20 protein-coding genes are annotated in these 21,130 nt (G+C 38.8%); 5 read left to right on the forward strand and 15 right to left on the reverse strand.

Annotated features, from left to right (window positions below; all coding sequences use genetic code 11):
- Positions 1 to 153: 153 nt before the first annotated feature.
- From NST93_RS09790 to NST93_RS09810, 5 genes are all read right to left on the reverse strand, one after another.
- A complete protein-coding gene (locus tag NST93_RS09790) occupies positions 154 to 2,100 on the reverse strand; it encodes an ABC transporter permease (RefSeq protein WP_405103595.1) in 1,947 nt (648 codons plus the stop codon).
- Positions 2,090 to 2,851, reverse strand: a complete 762-nt coding sequence (locus NST93_RS09795) for an ABC transporter ATP-binding protein (RefSeq protein WP_405103596.1) — start codon at positions 2,849 to 2,851, stop codon at positions 2,090 to 2,092. Before NST93_RS09795 ends, NST93_RS09790 begins: the two co-directional genes overlap by 11 nt.
- A gap of 96 nt (positions 2,852 to 2,947) precedes the next feature.
- Positions 2,948 to 3,952, reverse strand: a complete 1,005-nt coding sequence (locus NST93_RS09800; protein ID WP_405103598.1) for a sensor histidine kinase — start codon at positions 3,950 to 3,952, stop codon at positions 2,948 to 2,950.
- The gene (locus tag NST93_RS09805; protein ID WP_405103600.1) at positions 3,945 to 4,640 is read right to left on the reverse strand and encodes a response regulator transcription factor; all 696 of its coding nucleotides are present in this window, start codon (positions 4,638 to 4,640) and stop codon (positions 3,945 to 3,947) included. Before NST93_RS09805 ends, NST93_RS09800 begins: the two co-directional genes overlap by 8 nt.
- A gap of 87 nt (positions 4,641 to 4,727) precedes the next feature.
- Positions 4,728 to 5,888 (reverse strand): DUF4317 domain-containing protein, encoded by a 1,161-nt coding sequence (locus NST93_RS09810; protein WP_405103602.1) that lies wholly within the window; start codon positions 5,886 to 5,888, stop codon positions 4,728 to 4,730.
- Between the two features lie 161 nt (positions 5,889 to 6,049).
- Between NST93_RS09810 and NST93_RS09815 the strand changes: the two genes are divergently transcribed.
- Both NST93_RS09815 and NST93_RS09820 read left to right on the forward strand, forming a co-directional pair.
- Positions 6,050 to 6,397, forward strand: coding sequence for a DUF488 domain-containing protein (locus NST93_RS09815; RefSeq protein ID WP_405103603.1), 348 nt, complete (start codon positions 6,050 to 6,052; stop codon positions 6,395 to 6,397).
- A gap of 120 nt (positions 6,398 to 6,517) precedes the next feature.
- A complete protein-coding gene (locus NST93_RS09820) occupies positions 6,518 to 7,411 on the forward strand; it encodes a 3-hydroxyacyl-CoA dehydrogenase (RefSeq protein WP_405103605.1) in 894 nt (297 codons plus the stop codon).
- Positions 7,412 to 7,464: 53 nt separating this feature from the next.
- On the opposite strand, the gene NST93_RS09825 is transcribed toward NST93_RS09820, so the two are convergent.
- From NST93_RS09825 to NST93_RS09870, 10 genes are all read right to left on the reverse strand, one after another.
- A complete protein-coding gene (locus tag NST93_RS09825; protein WP_405103607.1) occupies positions 7,465 to 7,662 on the reverse strand; it encodes a hypothetical protein in 198 nt (65 codons plus the stop codon).
- A gap of 688 nt (positions 7,663 to 8,350) precedes the next feature.
- The gene (locus tag NST93_RS09830; protein WP_405103609.1) at positions 8,351 to 8,521 is read right to left on the reverse strand and encodes a ribose ABC transporter permease; all 171 of its coding nucleotides are present in this window, start codon (positions 8,519 to 8,521) and stop codon (positions 8,351 to 8,353) included.
- Positions 8,522 to 8,577: 56 nt separating this feature from the next.
- Positions 8,578 to 9,735 carry a pyridoxal-phosphate-dependent aminotransferase family protein gene (locus NST93_RS09835; RefSeq protein ID WP_405103611.1) on the reverse strand — a complete coding sequence of 386 codons (1,158 nt, stop codon included), beginning with the start codon at positions 9,733 to 9,735 and terminating at the stop codon, positions 8,578 to 8,580.
- 890 nt (positions 9,736 to 10,625) lie between these two features.
- Entirely contained in the window at positions 10,626 to 12,020 is a 1,395-nt protein-coding gene (locus NST93_RS09840) for an NAD-dependent succinate-semialdehyde dehydrogenase (protein ID WP_405103613.1), read from the reverse strand.
- A 71-nt stretch (positions 12,021 to 12,091) separates the two neighbouring features.
- Complete coding sequence (locus tag NST93_RS09845) at positions 12,092 to 12,403, reverse strand: aminotransferase class III-fold pyridoxal phosphate-dependent enzyme (protein WP_405103615.1); 312 nt, start codon at positions 12,401 to 12,403, stop codon at positions 12,092 to 12,094.
- A gap of 272 nt (positions 12,404 to 12,675) precedes the next feature.
- Positions 12,676 to 13,122 (reverse strand): molybdenum cofactor biosynthesis protein MoaE, encoded by a 447-nt coding sequence (locus NST93_RS09850; protein WP_405103820.1) that lies wholly within the window; start codon positions 13,120 to 13,122, stop codon positions 12,676 to 12,678.
- An 8-nt stretch (positions 13,123 to 13,130) separates the two neighbouring features.
- Positions 13,131 to 14,429, reverse strand: a complete 1,299-nt coding sequence (gene glp, locus NST93_RS09855; protein ID WP_405103617.1) for a gephyrin-like molybdotransferase Glp — start codon at positions 14,427 to 14,429, stop codon at positions 13,131 to 13,133.
- A 12-nt stretch (positions 14,430 to 14,441) separates the two neighbouring features.
- Positions 14,442 to 15,452 (reverse strand): MoeB/ThiF family adenylyltransferase, encoded by a 1,011-nt coding sequence (locus NST93_RS09860; RefSeq protein ID WP_405103618.1) that lies wholly within the window; start codon positions 15,450 to 15,452, stop codon positions 14,442 to 14,444.
- A 47-nt stretch (positions 15,453 to 15,499) separates the two neighbouring features.
- Positions 15,500 to 16,510 carry a GTP 3',8-cyclase MoaA gene (moaA, locus tag NST93_RS09865; protein ID WP_405103620.1) on the reverse strand — a complete coding sequence of 337 codons (1,011 nt, stop codon included), beginning with the start codon at positions 16,508 to 16,510 and terminating at the stop codon, positions 15,500 to 15,502.
- Positions 16,511 to 17,104: 594 nt separating this feature from the next.
- Complete coding sequence (locus tag NST93_RS09870) at positions 17,105 to 18,028, reverse strand: DsbA family protein (protein ID WP_405103622.1); 924 nt, start codon at positions 18,026 to 18,028, stop codon at positions 17,105 to 17,107.
- Between the two features lie 157 nt (positions 18,029 to 18,185).
- Here NST93_RS09870 and NST93_RS09875 point away from each other — a divergent pair, with 157 nt between their 5' ends.
- The 3 genes from NST93_RS09875 (at position 18,186) to NST93_RS09885 (ending at position 21,094) form a co-directional block, all read left to right on the forward strand.
- Positions 18,186 to 18,755: a TetR/AcrR family transcriptional regulator gene (locus NST93_RS09875; RefSeq protein ID WP_405103624.1), complete on the forward strand. Its 570-nt coding sequence runs from the start codon at positions 18,186 to 18,188 to the stop codon at positions 18,753 to 18,755.
- Between the two features lie 80 nt (positions 18,756 to 18,835).
- Positions 18,836 to 19,681 (forward strand): aminopeptidase, encoded by an 846-nt coding sequence (locus NST93_RS09880; RefSeq protein ID WP_405103625.1) that lies wholly within the window; start codon positions 18,836 to 18,838, stop codon positions 19,679 to 19,681.
- A 189-nt stretch (positions 19,682 to 19,870) separates the two neighbouring features.
- A complete protein-coding gene (locus tag NST93_RS09885; protein ID WP_405103627.1) occupies positions 19,871 to 21,094 on the forward strand; it encodes a dicarboxylate/amino acid:cation symporter in 1,224 nt (407 codons plus the stop codon).
- Positions 21,095 to 21,130 lie beyond the last annotated feature (36 nt).

Here is a 21,130-nt window from a genome sequence, read left to right on the forward strand (position 1 = left end):
TGGTTTCTTTTCCAATTCATTACGCAGCAGCAGATTGTAACTGCCATGAATGATTATCCAATTAAAAACTGGTTAGCATGAAAAGCTTTCTTTTCATTCCTATTCGTCTATTAATTGATTGGTATTTGTTATATTCTAATCCCATCTGATTTTTTAGAGTGCGTCTTTGATAATTTTCTTATAATGCAGGACAGATAAGACTGCAAAGATAGAATAAAGCATGGTATAAAATATCATGATAATAATCATCGGTGTCCACAGCTCTGTCCCAAATAAGAACCAGCCGGATTTTACAGCAAAATAACCATGGCAAATACCAAGCAGTAATGGGATTCCAAAATTAAACATTTGCTTCACTTTAATGCCCCCGAGAATATCACTTCGTGTAAATCCAAGTTTTCGTAATATCGTATAGATGCCTTTTTCTTCTTCTCCTTCGTCCATCTGCTTGAAATACAAAATACAGCCTGATGTAATCAGTGAGGTTAATCCAAGAAAACCAACAATAAACATTATCAGTCCCTTTGATCTTTTTTCCTCGATTTTAAGCTCATACTGTGATTCATATCCTGCCCATTTTGCTAAATCTAATTTATTGAAAACTGCATTTGCATTCTCCACGTCACTATTTTCAACAATATCAATACCAACAGAAACTGAAAACATCCAATCTGGCAGCGGTTCAAATATTTCAGCCATGTTTCCATATGCTTCCGCATCTACTGCCAAAACTGGAAAACCTCCGTACGTCACACGCCGCGGCAAGATCGTTTCATCTTTAAGACCAATAAAATTGAGCTCAAAGGAAGCTTCTTCATCATATAAAGTAAGTGGTCCCTTTTTAAAGGTATACATATTTCCTAATGAAGCACTGTCATTAACAAAGACAGCTTCCTGAGGAGCAAGATCAATGGTTTTCAGAAATGAATCTGGAATAATCATCAATTGGGAAACCAACGTTTCCTCGCCTTTATCAGCTATCTCCGTATTCTCAATAATTTGCTCCAAATCTGCTTGAACACTAGCTAATTCGATGTTTGTATCCTCATAATCAATCCCAAGCTCATCCAGTCCGGCCATGAACTCTGCTGCATGCGAACTATTTGGGATTGAAAAGTCATACACAACATTTTCATTGACCTGTTTCTCTATTGTATAGTAGGAGATAAATGATAAGGAAAGCAGACCGATTGCTAAAGCCGAAACAGTCGTAATCACCGTCAACAGCAATGAATTCGACTTCATACGGAACATAATCGATGAAAGTGACAGCACCTTATTAATAGAAAGATAACCAGCACTCTGCTTTCGTATGAGATTAAATAAGAAACTGATTGATCCTTTATAAAATAGATATGTGCCAATAATAACAGCGGCCAAAATCGCCAGCATAAATAGCAGCATATAACTTAATTGATAAAAACTCTCATCAAAAAGCTTTGTAGACAAATAGTAGCCAGCTGCAATCAGCACTAAACCGAATACACCAAGAATCATTTCAAAGACAGATACTTTAAGCTTCTTTCCTTCCGAGGTAGAAGTTGCATGGAATAGAGATAAAATTCGCTGCCTTTTAATATAGATTGCATTCAATACCATGATAACAATATACGTTGCTGCAAACATGATAACCGTTTGAAACAGTGCATCAGTTGAAAATTGCAGCTTAGCAACTTCTTCCATACCCATCATTTTAAGCAGCAGCATCATGAAAAGCTTTGAAGACATAAATCCGAGAAAAATTCCGGCTAATAAAGAGCCAAAATAAAGTAATATATTTTCAATACTTATCAGTTTGAATATTTCCCATTTCTTCATGCCTACAAGCTGATAAAGTCCAATCTCTTTCCCGCGCCGCTTTATAAATAAATTATTCGCATAGATCAGAAAGACAATGACAATAATAATCAGCAATATCGAAGCGGCACGCATACTTGCTTCAGCCTTAATCGATCCAGTTACTTCATTCATCGCTGGGTCAGACTGCAGCGTCACGAAGGAAAAATACAAAGTAACATTAAAAATCAGCGCAAATACATATAAATAGTAATTTCGGATATTCTTTCTTAAATTCCGCCAAATCAATTGCTTAAAACTCATGCTGCACCCCGCCAAGCACACCTTGTGTTTTAATAATATCCTGGAAAAACGCTTGTCTGCTTTCGTCTCCCTTATTCAATTGTGTAAAAATCTGACCATCCTTAATAAAAACAACACGGCTGCAATAGCTCGCAGCGAGCGGATCATGTGTAACTACTACGATTGTGCTTGCCAGCTTTTTATTCAAATCACTTAATTTATTCAACAAGTCAGAGGCAGTTTTTGAATCCAATGCTCCTGTTGGTTCATCGGCAAAAATAATGCTTGGATTATGGATAAACGCACGTGCCGCAGAAGCTCTCTGCTTTTGTCCTCCAGAAATTTCATTTGGATATTTATTTTGCACATCGAAAATACCAAGCTCCTTCGCTACCATTTCAAATTGCTGCTGTGCTTCCTTCTTTGGAGTTTTTTTCACAGTCAGGGGAAGCATAATATTTTCTTTTACAGTCAACGTATCAAGCAAATGATATTCCTGAAAAATAAAGCCCAGATGGTGTTTACGAAACTCTGCCAGCTCTGTATCCCTCATATGCGTAAAGTCCTTGCCATCAATCTGAATTGTGCCCTTACTAACACGATCAATGGAGGATAGCACATTTAATAATGTTGTTTTTCCGGATCCAGAGGAACCCATAATACCAACAAATTCACCCTTATCAACGTTAATATCAATCCCTTTTAATACTTCTTGACGATTAAGTTTATTTCCATATATTTTCTGTATTTTTTTAGCGACTAATAAACTCATCTTGCTCACTCCTTTTCTCTAACTCCAGTTTAAAAGAAATTTCAATCTGTATCCTGCGATTCTCCGAACAAAACGAGAAAGCATGTGACAAATTCGTCACACGCCTGTAATTTTTAATAAATTATTCTCTTTTGCAAAGCAGAGTCTGAAGCTGCTTCCCTCTCCCACGGCAGAAGTAACAGCAATTTCAATTTTCAGTGCTTCTGCAGCTTTTTCAGCTAAATAAAGCCCCATCCCTGTTGCTGCAGTATTTTGATGATTCTTTGTCGCTGTAAATCCTTTTTCAAAAATTCGCGGCAGGTCGCTTTTTTCAATGCCTCTGCCTTGGTCCTTGATTTCCAAATAGACATGTTCGTTTTCTTTAAAACTGCGGATGCAAATCTCACTTTTTTCACTGTATTTCACTGCGTTAGTCAGAAGCTGACGAAGGATAAAGCTGAACCATTTTGCATCTGTTAAAACTTCTTGCTCCTCCAGTTCGATATCAAAACCAATGCCCTTCTGAAAACACCATGATTTTAACTCTTTAATTTCACTATAAAGCAGTGGTGCAATTTCCCGCTTTTCAATATAGACATCATTTTCGATAACTGCAATTCGCTTTTGATGGAGCTGCTGATCAAGTAAATGATGAATCCGCAGCCACTCGTACATCATTTTTCCGCTTAATTCCACATCTTCGATTCGGTCGATCATCAGCTGCATTGTAGTAAGTGGCGTTTTGACCTCATGAATCCATGATAAAATATCATCTTTTTCCTGTTCCAGACTCGTATACTGAATATTCGTTTCTTGCAAAAAATATAATTGCTGCTCCCTCAATGCCTTAAAAAAGATTTCTTCCGATGGTAACTTTGCTTCGTTTAATGAAGTGATTTCCAAACTCGGATGCCATTCCTTTAACTCTTTAAGAAATGCTGTTTCCTGCTGATAGCGGATAGTTAGAAAAGCAATAAAAAGAATGAAAAATAATAGAGCAATATATAAAATAGAGGTAAATTGGAGTGCAACGTCTAGGTAGCCAATGAGAAGCAGGAGCACTTCGATGGTGAAGATAAATAAAATCCATGCTCGTTTTTCTTTCAGATAAGCTTTAACCATGGTTTGGCTCCTCCTTTGCCATATAGCCCCTTCCTACTTTGGTCTCAATGAAACCGCCAAGTCCGATTTCTTCAAGTCTTTTCCTTAAACGGTTTACATTAACTGTCAATGTGTTGTCACTGACAAAGCGTTCATCATCCCAGAGACTGCGTATTAATTCCTCACGTTTTACAATACTATTTTTCTGGTCAACCAGGACATTTAAAATGAACATTTCATTTTTCGTAAGTTCGATTGTTTTCCCAGCTTGTTCAACCGTATTTTTAAAGTAATTAATTGTTGCACCATTCCAGGTTTGTATTTTCGTTTCTTGTTTCGAGTTATAATTGTACGTCCGTCGTAAAATCGCCTGGATTTTTGCAATCAGTACATCAAAGTGAAATGGCTTTTGAATAAAGTCATCTGCACCAAGCTGCATGGACATGACCATGTCAGTAGGATGGTCACGAGATGACAGAAAAATAATTGGCAAATTGGAGTGGGAGCGGATCATACGGCACCAATGAAAACCATCATAACGCGGCAGCTGGATATCAATAATAACCAAGTCAGGGTTCACCACCGCGAACTTCTCCATAACCTGATCAAAATCAGTGATGCCAAACACCTCATAATCCCACTGTGACAAGCGTTCCTCTATTTCTCTAAACAGCGTAGCATCATCTTCAATCAACAGTACTTTAAACATTCTCTCACCCCACTCCCTAATTTTCATGGATAGAAAATAAGTGAAACAGCAGTCACAGATTGTGCCATTTCAAATAATGCTCCCATTTTAATCTTCCGTTAACATTTCAAAGCCTTCGATTACCGTGTTTTCTTCCAGTTCGATAACAAGGCACAGCTTGCCGTTGATGCGCATTTGGCGGACATAGCGAAGTTCTTGCGGGCTTAGCTTGAGATCTGCAACTTTTGTTTGAACCTTAATCGATTTAGAGTTATACTTTGGCATCACATTATTCGCTTTTAATTCAAAATGCTCATCATCAATTACCTTTTTAAAAGCAGCTTCCACTTTTTCTGTTTCTACATCCTCGACTCCGCTGGACTTCAATACTGTCTCAACATCACGGTAATCCAGCTTTGGTGTGTCCTCAGGATCCGTTTCTTCAATCACCCGCTGAATCTCCTCATACACATTTGCAAGTGTTTCCGTTGAAAGCTGTTCACCTGCAACATCTTTCACTATTTCCTCAAAGACAATCTTGTCCTCTTCTGCAGTCATAATTTCCTCTGCATTCAGCACATCCTCAATAAATGAAAAATCAAGTTCCTTCGACTTTCCTGCAGAATAAAGGATATGATTCACATCTGCAGCGCCTTCTGAGAAACACGGAAAAAGAAATCCGCTTAATGGGGAATTCAGATCAATGATTGGATCTACAACAAAATTATATTTAAATTCTTTTTCTACATAGTCAAATAATAATTCCTTTTTTGGATCCTGTGTCGTATTAATTGTACACATAATAAATGAATGGGAATAAACCTTGTCCCGATCACTCTCTTCCGTTTCTTCACTGATTGGCTTCACCGTTTTTAAATATTCGCCACGGATAAAAGTAACAACAATATCCTGTTCATACTGCTTCACAGAAAGCATCTTTTCCACTATTTCCAGCATACGGTTATTCCAATCTTCTGGATCATTGCTGAGCATTGCCTGGTGCAAAATAAGCTGACTGCTATTTTCTGCATCTGGAGCAAACCTCATTTCAAATAATTTCTGATCAAGCTGTCCAGCCAGAACCTTCTTAAAGTTATTCATAAAAAGCTCTTGTTGTTCTTTTTCCAGCATTTCGAAAGGAGTACTCACCTGATGATAGATTTCACTGGATTCTTTCATTATATATACATTAAAAATCTCACTAATTTTCAATAGATCATTTTCAACCTTTAATTGCCTGCGAAAACTCGCAATATCTTTTTTATTCACGTAAACACTCCTTAAAAATTCTTCACTTATACATTATAGCTGAATTAGCAGGTGGAATTAAGCCAGAAATTATAATTCTTTCAAACAGGGGAAAGTTAATAGCTGAAATTAGTGGGTATAGTGCATTATAATCAACTTTTAAATAGAGAGGAGCTGATCATTTGTCAATTAAACTTAAACGTATCTATGAGGAACCCGCTAAAAGTGATGGAACTCGAATTCTTGTCGACCGGCTCTGGCCGCGGGGCATCTCAAAAGAAAAAGCCAAGCTCGATCACTGGCTTAAAGAACTTGGTCCAACAAACGACCTGCGAAAATCATTTCATAGCGGAGACCTGTCCTTTAATCAATTTAAAGAAAAGTATACAGAAGAGTTGAATTCCGGTGAACAACGAGAAGTTCTTGAGATTTTAAAGAAAATTGCAAAGGAAGAAGTTGAAATTACATTACTATTTGCAGCTAAAGATGAAAATGAAAACCAAGCTGTTATCCTTAAAGAATTTCTTTAGGTAAAAAGACGGATGCTATAAGGTTAAATTCGGACTTTCGATTTTTACGTTAAATTACTTTCATATTATTTAATTTAGGTATATGATTAAAAAGAACTAATTTCGAAAAGGGGTATTAAAATGAATTTAAAAAATATTACAGTAGCAGGCAGTGGTGTCCTTGGAAGCCAAATCGCTTTCCAAACAGCATATAATGGTTTTAATGTAAATGTCTATGATATTAATGATGAGGCAATCAATAAGGCTAAGGAACGATTTTCTGCTTTTAAAGAAATTTATAAGCGAGATATGAATGCAACTGATCAACAAATAGAAGATGCGTACAGCCGTATCGCATATTACACTGATTTACAAGAAGCTGTTAAAGAAGCTGACCTTGTAATTGAAGCTGTTCCTGAAACTACGGAAATTAAAACAGCATTCTATGAAAAACTGGCAAGTGTTGCACCAGAAAAAACAATTTTCGCTTCTAACTCATCAACATTACTGCCAAGTCAATTTGCTGAAGTAACTGGACGCCCAGAAAAGTACCTTCACTTGCATTTTGCAAATGAAATTTGGAGAAATAATACTGCTGAGGTAATGGGACATCCGGGAACAGATACAGAAGTTTTTAACACAATTGTTGCTTTCTCTGAAGCTATCGGCATGGTTGCACTGCCTGTATATAAGGAGCAGCCTGGTTATGTTTTAAACTCTTTGCTTGTTCCACTTTTAACTGCAGCAGAAAATCTGTTAGTAAATGAAGTTGCAACACATGAAACAATTGACAAAGCATGGATGCTAGGTACTGGCGCACCGAAAGGGCCATTCGCAATGCTTGATATTATTGGCATTAACACACCATACTACCTATCATTAGCAAAAGCACAAGCTGGAGACAAAGATGCAGCTAAAGTTGCGAAATATCTAAAAGAGGAATTCTTAGATAAAGGTAAAATGGGTAAGCAAAATGGAAAAGGCTTCTATAATTATCCTAATCCAGCATTTGAAGACAAAGATTTCCTAAAATAAACGGAATTGAAAAAGGTAGGGGCAGGCTAATCAGCTGCCCCTTTTTGGGATGGTTAATAACTTTTGGCGCGATTCCCAAATAATGCCGTCAATGCCATGATAACGATAACTAATGCAAAAATAATTACGATAATCGTGCCAATAATTAATAGAACTGTGGCTAGTTCTGCCGGCATAATAGTAACAGCGAAAGTCAGGCCAATCAATGCAAACCCTGCTAAAATTGCTGCAAAGTATAATCGCAGATTCATTTCCATGCCTCCTTTCCTTATTAGCTTATGAAAATAGGACAGGAAACGACTATGTACTTGTATGCGGATACTTGCCAAGTTTTAAATGGTAAATGGCCATGCAGCCCCTTCCTGTTGTTTCCTGACCTTCCCGCTCATAATAATGACGCTAAGACAAAAGAAATTTAATATATTAAAAACCGAACGATACCTTCGTTCGGTTTTTATATAGAGTGCAGATTAATTTAGTTCAGAATAACTTTTCCTCTGGAGATACCAGAAAGACAATATAAAACTGGATTTCTAAAAACTTTCTTTGATAATTTTTCCATATGCCTGAAGAAATCAGGATTGTTTTTAACGGGTGATGAGAACCTTTCTCTAAGCGACTGGGAGCAGGATTAGTGCTGGAACAGTCTATAAGAACTTCCCTATAAGACAGTACCAGCCGGAAAAGTAGTGAAATAGTCTATTAGAATCTCTCTATAAGACAGGATCAGCCGGAAAAGTAGTGAAACAGTCTATTAGAATCTCTCTATAAGACAGTGTCAACTAGATAAGTGGTCAAACTGTCTATGAGAACGACAGCTGTCCAGAAAAACAGAGTTACTCTGAATTAAAAATATCAGCAGTTTATATCAACTATTAAAAGTTAACTTGAAATGCTTTCTATTTTATAATGTTCGGCATTAGTTATGTCTCAGTCTCATTATGCGTTTTGTTCTTTTCTCTGCAGAAGTACTGCTACGATAACAATGATTCCTTTGAAAGCTTCTCTCAGAAATGGCGGCACTCCGAACAAGTTTAACAGGTTGTTCATGACGGCAATGATCAGCATGCCATATACGGTTCCCAGTATAAAGCCGCGCCCGCCGAGCATATTGGTTCTATCCTTTTCATAAATCGAAAAGTTAGTTTTTAATCAAATAATCAAGGTCATTCCCTATGTTCGACGAAAAGGTCTATTGCCTTTTCTATATCTGCTTGATAGTCAAGTTCGTTTAACGATTCACCGATGAGACGCACTGCTCTTTTCAAATCTTGTTCCGCTGTATTCCCCATATGGCCAATACGGAGAGCTTTTCCAGCCAGATGTGCAAGCGCACCTGCCACCACAACACCTTTTTCTGCAAGTTTGGAACGAAATGCAGCATCATTGATTCCTTCTGGATATTGGAAACAAGTAAGTGTTGTTGCTGCAACATCCGCTTCAGCAAGCGGCATCATACCATAAGAAGCTATTGCTGCACGTATTCCCCGTGCATATGCTTGATGACGTTTATAGCGCGCTTCCAGACCTTCTTTATGTACAAGCTCTATTGCATGATTAAAACCATAAATTAAATTGACTGGAGGTGTTGCAAAATATCTCGAAGGGTCTTCCATGATTGGCAGCCAGTTATAGATATCAGCATAATATGCCGGCACTTGGCCAAGCTCTTTCCGGACCTTCATCGCACTTTGATTAAATGCAATGATTGCGAGTCCTGGTGGAACACCAAATGCTTTTTGCGATCCAGTCAGAACGATATCAATTTTATAAGAGTCATCACCATACGTTTTACTCATATCTTCTTCCATTGCTGCTGTTGCACAAACTCCATCAACAATGACCAGCGCACCGTATTTTTTTATAACAGGAACTAATTCATCAAGATTTGCTGCGACACCAGTTGATGTATCAGCATGGGTTATCGTTACTGCTTTATAGGTGTCCGCGGCTAATTTTGCTTCAACCTCTGCTGCAGAGACCTGCTTTCCCCAATCTGCTTGAATAACATCAATTTCAATTCCAAATGCTGCACCAAGCTTTATAAAACGGTCCCCAAAATAGCCGTGGCTTATAATGATTATTTTCTCTCCCCTGCCAACTGTATTTACAAGCGCCATTTCCATTGCGAGTGTACCTGAACCAGAAACGAGGAATACCTCACCATCTGTCTTGAAAAACTCTTTTGTTCGTTCAATCGCATTTTTAAATATTTTTACAAAACGCGGATCAGTATGATTCATCGTTGGCTGGCTGATTGCCTCCTGGATTGAACCAATTACTGGCGTTGGACCAGGAACTAATAGTAATTCTTTCTCATCCACAGAATAACCCCCCTTATTTTAACTTCATTTTTAATAATATGTTCATTATAGCATTAATCATTTTTCGCACAAAAGGCGCAGATTCAACTTTACTATAGATTCTCTAAAGGAAAAAGAGCAAAATGCTTATCTCTTAAAAACTGATAAACCAAACTTCAAGTAACTTAAACTGGGTTATGGAATAATATCTTAAATGCGATATATTAGAAAAGGGCTGGGACATAACTAATACCACCCAATTAAAAGATGAACATTAGAGAATAGAAAGCTCTTCATGTTAACTTTTTATAATGGGGCTCATAATTCATAATTGATACGAAGTGCTGATAATCTTAATTCAGAATTACACTATTTTTTTCTGGACAGCTGGCGTTCTCATAGACAGTTTCTCCGCTTATTTTGCTAGTACTGTCTTATAGAGAGGTTCTAATAGACAGTTTCCCCGCTTATCTTGCTGGTACTGTCTTATAGAGAGGTTCTAATAGACAGTTTCCCCGCTTATCTTGCTGGTACTGTCTTATAGAAAGATTCTAATAGACTGCTTCACAGCTTATCTTGCTGGTACTGTCTTATAGAGAGGTTCTAATAGACAGTTTCTCCACTTATCTTGCTCCCACAGGCTTAGAGAAGTGTTCTTATCTTCCGTTAAAGAATAATCCTGATTTCTTCGGGCAGAAAGAATACTTGTCAAAGAGAGTTTTTCGAAATCCAGTTTTATATTGACTACGTGCAACCTTATTAATAACGATTTTTCAAATTTCCTGTATCTCTAGGGAGAAAGTTATTCCGAATTAAAGTAGTCAGAACTTAATTTTAAAAAAATCCGAACGAAAGTAAGGTTTCGTTCGGATTTAAATAAATTATATTTCTTTTGTCTCAGGCTTGTTTAATTATTCAAACCCTCCGATGGAGAGGTATTTTGTTTCAAGATAAGGTTCGATGCCTTCTATGCCGCCTTCACGTCCAATTCCGCTTTCCTTCATGCCACCGAATGGGGCGTGCGCTGCTGAAGGGCCGCCATCATTCCAGCCGACCACTCCAAAATCAAGATGCTCATGCAAGTAATTACCTGTACGATAATCATTTGTAAAGAAGTATGCTGCTAAACCAAATGGTGTATTATTAGCGATTTCGATAGCTTCTTCAATTGTGTCGAATACAGTAATTGGCAGAACAGGTCCAAAAGTTTCCTCTTGCATAATCACCATATCACTCGTAACATTCTTCAAAACTGTTGGATGAATAAAATAATAGCCTTTGTCATCATCTTTATTAAATTCATTTCCTAACAACACATCTGCACCCTTTTCAATTGCGTCATCGATTTGGCTGACTACTTTCTCAAAACCATCTCCATTAATGACTGGACCAACTTGCGTACCTTTATCTAACCCATTGCCTACCTTTAATTTTGCTGCTTCTTTTACAAGTTTTTCAGCAAACTCATCTACAACTTCCTTCGCAACCAACACGCGATTAGCACAAATACAAGTTTGACCAGCATTTCGGAATTTGGATGTCATCGTTTGCGTAACAGCAAAATCTAAATCAGCATCTTTTGCTACAATTAACGGGGCATGCCCGCCTAATTCCATCGAAACGTGTTTTACGGTATCTGCACTGTCTTGAATCAGATGTTTCCCAACGGGTGTAGACCCTGTAAATGTAATTTTACGGATGCGCGGACTGCCAGTAAAAATTTCCCCAACTTTACGGCCTGATGCATTAACATACTGTACAGCATCTTCAGGAATGCCTGCTTCATGCGCCAATTCAATAAACTTCATTGTCGTCAGTGGAGTTTCAACTGCTGGTTTCACAATAAAAGTACAGCCAGCAGCGAGTGCCGGAGCTGCCTTTCTTGTCATCATTGCTGCTGGGAAATTCCATGGTGTAATTGCTGCAACAACTCCAACCGGCTGACGTGTAACGATTATACGTTTTGACTCGGTATTTGCAGGTATTGTGCGCCCATAAATTCGTTTTGCTTCCTCTGCAAACCAGTCAATATAACTTGTTGCATAATCGACTTCACCGAGTGACTCTTTTAGTGGCTTTCCACTTTCTAATGTCATCACTTTAGCAATATCTTCTTTCTGTTCCTGAATTTTATCGGACCATTTTTTCAGTAACCTTGCCCGTTCATGCGCATTGACTTTCTTCCAGCTTTGAAAACCTGCAGCTACCTTTTCAATTCTTGCCTCAATTTCCTCCGTAGAATGAGCCGCAACTTCCTCAACAATCTCCCCAGTTGCTGGATTTGTTACTTTGATTCTGTCAGCCATTATATCTATTCTCCTTTCAACTTAGCGGGACAATCAAGGGTAACCCCTCTGTCCCATTTCAAATGCTTGTTTTAGCATGGCAAGGCCCTTTTCAAGTTCTTCTTTCGTTGTGACGAGAGGTGCCGCGAAAAACGAATGACATTTCCACTAAGACCCGCTGATAGCAATAAAAGCCCATTTGCGTTGGCATATTGTACAATCTCCATTGCCTTTAGTTTATTTGGTGCCTTTCCCCTTCGATTATGGACTATTTCCACCGCAACCATTGAACCGAGCCTGCGAATTTCTCCTGCAAAGGTATATCTTCCCTGTAATTCCTTTAATTTAACTTCTATATTTTCTCCAATTACTTCAGATTTCCTGAAGGAGATTCTCTTCTTCAAGAATATCAATTACAGCTAAAGCTGCAATACAAGCGACCTGATTTCCGGCCCAGGTCCCACCAGCTAACCTGGTTCAGGGGAAATCGGGCGTTTTTTATTAGAAGAAATCCAGCTGAGCACAGGAAATATCCAACTTGTCATCGGCTTTGCAAATATTAAAACGGAAGAAATTCCAGATGCAGGCAGAAGGCTGTATCGCGTTCTATTTGTATAGGCGGATAGCAGTATACAACTCCAAATTGCCTGATTGGGACAATCAGGACCTGGCCAATTTATTGTCCCGGTTCACCACTTAGGTAGGCTGTTTTTCCGAGCTGATCTCCAACCCATGTTTCGCCATCTTCCCAGTGCTCTTTTTTCCAAATCGGTACAATTTGTTTTATTCTTTCAATAATATATTCATTTGCTTCATAGGCTGCTTTTCGATGTGGCGATGAAACAACAATGACAACCGCAGCATCGGTTATACCTAGACGGCCAATCCGATGTGTAACTGCAGCAACAGTATCTGGCCATTTAACCCGGACTTCCTCACCGATTTCAGCAAGCTTTTTCACTGCCATAGGTTTATATGCCTGATATTCGAGGAATAAAGTTTTCCTGCCATGCGTCCATTCACGAACAGTCCCAATGAATGTTGTAATGGCACCTGCTTCTCTCCGCGTTACTTTAGCAATCATTTCTTCAACATCGATTGGCTCTTCAATGATTTGAAACATTTCCTCTCTCACTGTCCTGTCTCCTCCCTCTTGTAGCCCATATCTAACCAAGCAGAGCTTCCATGCTGATCCTCAAGAAAAATCACGCTCACTTCCATCCCTCTTTCATATATGCTTGATCCACCTGGAAGCATAATTAGAATATCTGAACCAGCAAGCGAGGTGACAATGTTTGGTTTATCTAAACCAACTGGCATAGCTATGCCTTTTCCATCCCTATATTGTAAATTTCCACGTACAAATCGATCAAATGGATTTGGCCGAGTAAAAGGAGCACCCAGCTGAACTATTTCCGTTCTTAAATAGGGCTGCTTCGTATGTAAAAGCGTACGGATAATTGGTCTCGCATATAATTCAAAACCTACATAACAAGATGATGGATTACCGGAAAGACCAAAAAATAATTTCCCATTAATTGATGCCACTGTCGTCACACTGCCTGGGCGCATACGAATTTTATTAAACAGCACTTCGGCATTTAACTTTTCTAAAATTGCTGGAATATAATCATAATCACCAACAGACACCCCGCCAGTCGTCAGCAAAATATCGACTTTTTCTAAAGCTTCTACAACCTGGTTATAACATAGGGTGAAGTCGTCCTCCAATTGTCCGAGTGAAAGCGGGATACCGCCAGCCCTTTCAATTTGTCCAATAAGCATATAGGAATTACTGTCTCTGATTTTCCCTTGCTCGAGTGGTGCATCAACTTCTAATAATTCACTTCCTGTCGAGATAATCCCTACTTTCGGTTTCCTGCTGACAGGAACTTCTTTATAGCCAAAGGTTGCGAGCAATGCCATGATTCCCGGATTAATAGATGTACCTTTTTCAACTAAAACCTCACCTTGTTTTGTATCTTCACCAGTCTGTGTGATATTCTCCATTTCTTTGAGCTGTTTTTCGAATTGGATGTATTTTTCTCCGGCAAGTATAACTTCTTCCACATCTTCAAGCATAATAACTGCATCACATCCTGCAGGGATCTGTGCTCCAGTCATAATCCTTACAGCTTCCCCTGCTTGGACATTTCCAGCATACACACTTCCAGCGCCAATTTCGCCAATTACTTTGAGCTGTATAGCTTTCACTTGAGATGATTCAACTGTATCTTTTGCTCGAATCGCAAAACCATCATATGGCGAACGGTCAAACGCAGGAACATGATGATCAGCAGCTAAATCTTCAGCAAGAAAAAATCCCAGACTTTCCTCGATTGGAATAGATACTTTTGAACCTGTTTGTGCGTAATGCATTACCCGGCTGATTGCCTCTTTAACCGGAATGGGTGTCCTGATTTCTACCATACATCCAGCTCCTTATCCAACAAGTTGATAATAAATCTTCTTTGCCTTCTCCAATGAATCTGTACCATGAATAAATGCACGGCCATCACGGAAAATAACAACACGGTAAGGGTCATAATCAAGTGAAAGCAGAAAATCATTTACATTTACTTTTCCCAGTCTTCCCAGCTGATGAGCGAGACTCTCCAATGCAACTTCACGATTTGCCCTGATTTGTACTGTGTTTCTGCCACAAAGCACTTCTGTCTTTGTTTGTGCTTCATAGCTTAAATATGGATAGGTTGGTAATGTGCCACAGGTAGGACATGCAGCCTTTTTCGCCTTGTCTACATTAATTTGCTGATAATGATTCGTCCACAGATCAAACATAACAAGCTTTGTCCGCAATGCTGCTTCATCTTCAACCAACAGCTTCAGCGCCTCTGTTGTTTGATGTGCAACAACCATTTGTACAGCTGATGCAATGATTCCCACTGAATCACAGGTTGCACCAGATATTGTTGTTGTATTTAACAGGCAATATAAACATGGCGATTCCCCTGGAAAAACAGTGAAGCTCATGCCCGTGCTTCCGACACAGGATCCAAATATCCAAGGAATATTATATTTATGAATTAAATCATTCATAATAAAACGAATATCGAAGTTATCAGTGGCATCGATTAGTAAATCAACGTCAGCAAGCAATGGTGCAAGCGTAATTCCAGTTACATCCATTACATGCGTTTCAATCTGTACATTGGAATTGATAGCTGCCAGTTTTTCTTTGGCTGCTATCACCTTTGGCACTTGATTATCCGCATCATGTTCATTAAAAAGCTGCTGCCGCTGCAAATTCGTATATTCTACATAATCTCTATCAATAATTGTCAGTTTTCCGATGCCAGCACGTACCAGATTATCTGCATTCGCTGTGCCCAAAGCTCCACATCCAAGTATCATGACGTGCTTTTCACTTATTTTCTTCTGACCCGCTACACCGATTGGTTTAAATAAAGACTGTCTTGCATATCGATCATTCATCGGAATTTGTCCTTTCTCTTAGAGGGTGTACATACTTATCTATTCAATTAACCGCCAATATAGGACATCTCAATCTTCTTCTTATTTTTCGCTGATATCTCTGTTCGTTCATCAGAATAACGATCGACGCGTTTTCCCCAAATATCTGCAATAGTATCTCTGATTCCCGCATCATCTGATTCTGAGCGAACGAGCTCTTTTAAATCAAAGCCGCTGCTGGCGAATAAACAGGTGTACAGCTTGCCATCTGCAGCAATTCTTGCACGTGTGCATGTTGAGCAGAATGATTCAGAGACCGAAGTAATAAATCCGACTTCCGTGTCTGTTCCTTTATAACGGTAACGCTTGGCTACTTCACCTAAATAATCCGGATCCACGGGTTCTATTTCAAAATGTGCCGACAGCATATCAACAATTTCTTTCTTACTTACAACCTTGCTGTAATCCCAGCCGTTTGTTGTGCCTACATCCATAAATTCAATATAACGCAGGGTAACGCCTTTATCTTTAAAGAACTTTGCCATTGGGACGATCTGATTTTCATTCATCCCTTTTTTCACAACCATATTTACTTTCACTTCCAACCCAACTTCAAGTGCCTTATCGATTCCTTTTAATACTCTGTCAGTACTGACTCCACTATCATTAATCGCCTGGAATAATTCATTATCAAGTGCATCTAAACTGACATTAATTCTCTTTAAGCCAGCAGCCTTGATTGCCTCCGCTTTATTAGGCAATAAAGAAGCATTTGTAGTTAAAGCAATATCCTCAAGCCCATTAATTGCGCTTAAATCTGCAATTAACTCAGGTAAATCCCGTCGCAGTAACGGTTCTCCTCCCGTGAGCCTTATTTTGTTTACTCCGAGTGAAACAAAGGCCTTCGCCAAACGCACAATTTCATCATTGCTTAATAGATGCTTTCTTGGTAAAAAAGCATAATCCTTGCCAAAAATCTCTTTTGGCATGCAATACGTACAGCGAAAATTGCAACGATCCGTTACAGATATACGTAAATCCTGTAAAGGTCTGCCAAACTTATCCGTTATTACTGTCACGGAATCCCTCTTTTCTATAACTTTATCTTAAATGGCATCGTATAATTTGCTTGTTTGATGCATAATTTACTGTCCATCTGTTTCCGAGAGTGAATTGCTTCAATTTTCTTTTTTATGAAATACTTTAGCTTCATTATAATCATTTGGTGTATCAATATCGAATATTATTCCTCGATCTCTCACATTAATTTTAAAATGTTCAGTAATTTCCTTCATTAAGAGTCTCGATCCCTGGTCTCCAGTTAATCTCTCAAAAACGATGGGAGACATGTTACCAAAAAATACTGGATGACCTTATTGTAAAAGCTGACTTCGTTTCTTGGATTTTTTTCTTGCCAGCCTGAAAGCTTTATCAACTGTTTCTTGTTTAATAAATGGCAAGTCTCCTAGAAAAATCATAACATGAATCGTAGACTCATTGAAACTCCTTATGCGAGTTTTAATCGTTCTATTCTCGCCTTCTCGGTAAAACTCATTCATAACCCAGTTGAACCAGGCATCATTTATCCTGCCTTTTTTATACTGGTGTAATTTATTTTTAATAAAAGAAAAGCCAGCCCTAACAGATTAATCTGGGGCCAGCTGACTTTATTTTTATTTACTTATAATATATGTTTCACCTAAAACCTCTTTTGTTTCAAAGGTATCTGCAGGTAATTCATTCTTTAGAAATGCAGCTAGTTCTGCTTGTTCTATATCATACATTACTTCAATTTCTTTTGAGAAAAGCAGTTTTTCTTTTTCCAGTAAACTCGATAATGCTGGTTGCTGTTTAGCAGCTGGTTCTTCTCCCAATATTTGTGTAAGTCCTTTTACATAATAATCAAACGGGCGTCCCCCAACAATTTTCACACCCTGATTATCTTCATTCACCATTATAATCGTTGGAAAACCTCGTGCTCCAAGGCTGCGTGTTCGTCCAAAGTCTTCGTTCAGTAAATCATGTCCTGCTTGTTCCTCTGCTTCTGCAACGATAGCTTCCCCGTCCAGCCCCATATGGCTCACAATATCTTTTAGGATTGCTTTCTCTCCAATATTTTCATTGAAAGCAAATAAAGCTTCTCTAGCTCTGCGTAAATATTCAAAGGCCTTTTCATCGCCGTGGTGCTTCTGAATAATTTTAAAAACACGGGATGAAGGGAAGGATGATTGTACAGGATGATCAATCATGAGTGAACCGTCAATGGGCATCCGCGAATGCTCGCCAACCTCTCTCCAGTGTCCCGCAACATCAGCAGGTTTAAAAATGCCGTTTGCCGGATCAATGGGACCATCATGCCACTTTTCCAGCAGGCCGCCCATCACTGTATGCAGATTAAAATAATGTCCATACTGCTCGATAAAACGGCGCAGCGTTGGTTCAATCGCCCAGCAATGCGAACATATTGGATCGGTTACATAATACACATCAATTGTTTTCTTCTTTTCGTTGAAATCAATAAACTCCATTTCTGTATCGCCTGCAGTACCACAGACACCTGTTTCCATATCACAAATAAGATTATTCTTGTTTTCCATTTATTTTACCCCCGTTTAAATTGAAAGTTGAGCCTTCTGCTTGCTTCATAATATAAGTTTAAATGATAATAGAATCAGTGCATACCAATAGTTTGATTGATATGTTGGATATGCAACACATCTCAAATAGTGTTGAAAAAATAGGAGGTGTCCTTACATGGCAGCATCCAAAACGGACCCAAGGATATTACGCACGCGCAAGTTAATAATGGATTCTTTTGTCGACCTTTCAGCCAAAAAAGAATTTCAGGATATTACGATTAAAGATATAACAACTGCAGCTATGATCAATCGCTCGACTTTCTACTACCATTTTGAGGATATTTTTGATTTGCTTGATAAAGCATTGACAGAGGTATTATTTATAAATCTGAGCATTGAGGAATATGAAGGGGCTTCATTGGACGAAACAACACTGATTCGCATATTTGAGGCCATTACTAACTTCCAAACTTCCTTGTCGAATCGCTGTCACCGCGGCTATGAAGAAACCATCGCTAGAATTATCCGTGATCAGCTTGAAGTGATTTTTAACAAAATATTATCAAGGCAGAAATCATCTCATCATATGGAAGCAATTAACCGTACAGCAACGATCCTTAGCTGGGGACTATATGGCGCATCCAAAGAATGGGGACGAGATACCGAAAGCTTATCTCCCGAGGCATTTATTAAACCCGCTATTCCTTATCTATTAGGGGGTACAGAGGGGCTCACTTCGACTTAAGACTGAAGAAATGTGCTTTCTCTGTTTTACCTTGCTTTACAGAGCCAACAATAGATTTCTTCAGATAGAGGAGGGCTTCCATGCGTGTTCATAATACAATTGAATCTTTTCTGCACTTATTTGAGAATGATTCCAATTTTAATTTAAACGAATATCATCAACGGACGCCTGATGTATTTCAGACATATTTTAATGGCTATTGCAAAAAAACAAATGATAAAATAATAAATGCTACTAAACGCTATTATGATGATCTGCCAAAGATTAAAATGGCAGGCAACTTGCTGCCGGATGTAATTGAAAAAGTCAGCAAAGGATGTGAGGCTTACTTTGGGTTTTCCATTGATGTCCCGATACATGTTTTTGTCGGTTTATATGCTTCAAATGCATTTGTAGACCATCATTCAGCAATTTACCTGGCAGTTGAAAAATTACATCCTGATCCGGCTCTTTTAGAGGTGATTCTCACGCATGAGATGGTTCATAGCTATCATAATCATTTATTGGATCGTGCTGGGATTGATTGGCTTTCCATTAATTGGGATGATGTACGTCATTCTGTTTACAGAGAGGGCATCGCAACTTACTTCTCCCAACTGATATCGCCTGGATATAAGGAGAGCATTTATTATTCCTATGATTATAGCGGAGATAAATGGCTGACGTTTTGCAAAAACAATACATTAGAAATTGCCCAAACCTTTTTAACCGATTTAGAAAATAAAGCAGATGGCTTGGAACAGGAATGGTTAAGATTATCAGGCGGCAAGCACTTTGGCTATACTCGACTTGGATATTTTCTTGGTACAGCATGTATCAGTGATCTATGTAACGCATTGTCAACTGCTGAGGTCCTCGCTTTACTTGCGAATAATGAAGCAGCAGCTGCTTTTGATGGTTGGATAGCTGAAGCAGCGAGAGATTGACTATTATTACCTCGATATTCAAGGACAAACCACGTGGATATCCCAAATAAAAGTTCTAGTTCACCATCGACTGAATATATTATTAAAAATGTAATCGCTTACTTTAATGTATTTTTCTAATCAGAGTGGTTGCGTTTAATAATAGGACAGCAGCTTCCTTGGCCTGTCCTTTTCAGAAGGGTGGTAAATATGAGCTTAACGAAGAAAATATTAATTGCACTTGTACTGGGTGTGATTGCTGGTATTATATTTACTTTTATCCCGGAGCGTATCTTTTCACCGCTTGATACGTATGTACTGACACCCGTTGGACAAATTTTTATCAATTTAATTATGATGCTTGTTGTCCCTATTGTTTTTGTATCCATTGTACTTGGAACAGCTGGTCTCGGTGAGCCGGCAAAGCTAGGAAAAATTGGCATTCAGACAATAACTTTCTTTCTTGTTACGACTGCGATTGCCATTTGTATTAGTTTTGCTTTAGCCTTTGTCATTAAGCCAGGTGCTGAAGGTGTTTTTGATGTCAGTATGGCGGATTATGAGGCACAGGAGGCACCACCTGTCGTCGAAACGATTGTCAATATTATTCCAACAAATCCAATCTCCTCTATGTCTGCAGGTGATATGCTGCAGATTATCGCATTTGCAATATTCATTGGTCTTGCACTTGCCTTTCTTCATGAGAAAACAAATGGCATCTTTAGCTTATTTGAACAGGCAAATGACATTCTTATGTTCCTTGTAAACCTTATTATGAAAGCTGCTCCTTATGGCGCATTTGCCTTGATTGCATCTGCAATTGGCGGAGCAGGTCTCGATGCGATTGGTTCAATGGGCGAATATATGGGTACTGTGATTCTTGGGCTGTTTGTTCATGCTGGAATCGTCTACAGTCTCGCAATTTGGCTCTTAGGAAAAGCTAATCCATGGACATTTTACAAAGGCTTTTTCCCTGCAATGTCTGTAGCGTTCAGTACTTCCAGTTCAAATGCTACACTGCCTATCTCTATGAAAGCTGCACAGGAAAATCTTGGTGTAAGTAAAAGCATCAGCAGCTTCGTTCAGCCGCTCGGTGCAACAATTAATATGGACGGAACAGCAATTATGCAGGCCACAGCAGCAGTATTTATCGCACAAGTTTATGCTATCAATCTTGACTTTACGGATATTATTCTCATTATCTTAACAGCAACCCTGGCAAGTGTTGGTACAGCAGGAGTACCTGGTGTCGGTCTCATTATGCTGGCTATGGTCCTCACTCAGGTTGGTCTTCCTGTCGAAGGTATTGCGCTCATCATTGGCATCGACCGCTTGCTCGACATGCTGCGAACAGCGCTCAACATCACAGGCGACGCTGCTTGTGCCTATATTATATCTGAAAATGAAAAACGAAAAGGGACAGTTACAGACTGACCCTTCTCCAGCCGGGGCAGTTCTGACTGCTCCGGT

The sequence above is a fragment of the Oceanobacillus sp. FSL H7-0719 genome, from assembly GCF_045040795.1.
Classification (GTDB): domain Bacteria; phylum Bacillota; class Bacilli; order Bacillales; family Amphibacillaceae; genus Oceanobacillus.

Bases quoted from the DNA above. Each gene is read 5' to 3' on its own strand.
- NST93_RS09805 (WP_405103600.1), bottom strand. From the start codon at position 4,640: ATGTTTAAAGTACTGTTGATTGAAGATGATGCTACGCTGTTTAGAGAA.
- NST93_RS09850 (WP_405103820.1), bottom strand. From the start codon at position 13,122: ATGTTTCAAATCATTGAAGAGCCAATCGATGTTGAAGAAATGATTGCT.
- NST93_RS09825 (WP_405103607.1), bottom strand. From the start codon at position 7,662: ATGAATCTGCGATTATACTTTGCAGCAATTTTAGCAGGGTTTGCATTG.
- NST93_RS09840 (WP_405103613.1), bottom strand. From the start codon at position 12,020: ATGGCTGACAGAATCAAAGTAACAAATCCAGCAACTGGGGAGATTGTT.
- glp (WP_405103617.1), bottom strand. From the start codon at position 14,429: ATGGTAGAAATCAGGACACCCATTCCGGTTAAAGAGGCAATCAGCCGG.
- NST93_RS09870 (WP_405103622.1), bottom strand. From the start codon at position 18,028: ATGGAAAACAAGAATAATCTTATTTGTGATATGGAAACAGGTGTCTGT.
- NST93_RS09820 (WP_405103605.1), top strand. From the start codon at position 6,518: ATGAATTTAAAAAATATTACAGTAGCAGGCAGTGGTGTCCTTGGAAGC.
- NST93_RS09800 (WP_405103598.1), bottom strand. From the start codon at position 3,952: ATGGTTAAAGCTTATCTGAAAGAAAAACGAGCATGGATTTTATTTATC.
- NST93_RS09880 (WP_405103625.1), top strand. From the start codon at position 18,836: ATGCGTGTTCATAATACAATTGAATCTTTTCTGCACTTATTTGAGAAT.
- NST93_RS09860 (WP_405103618.1), bottom strand. From the start codon at position 15,452: ATGAATGATCGATATGCAAGACAGTCTTTATTTAAACCAATCGGTGTA.
- NST93_RS09790 (WP_405103595.1), bottom strand. From the start codon at position 2,100: ATGAGTTTTAAGCAATTGATTTGGCGGAATTTAAGAAAGAATATCCGA.
- NST93_RS09830 (WP_405103609.1), bottom strand. From the start codon at position 8,521: ATGCTCGGCGGGCGCGGCTTTATACTGGGAACCGTATATGGCATGCTG.
- NST93_RS09875 (WP_405103624.1), top strand. From the start codon at position 18,186: ATGGCAGCATCCAAAACGGACCCAAGGATATTACGCACGCGCAAGTTA.
- NST93_RS09795 (WP_405103596.1), bottom strand. From the start codon at position 2,851: ATGAGTTTATTAGTCGCTAAAAAAATACAGAAAATATATGGAAATAAA.
- NST93_RS09885 (WP_405103627.1), top strand. From the start codon at position 19,871: ATGAGCTTAACGAAGAAAATATTAATTGCACTTGTACTGGGTGTGATT.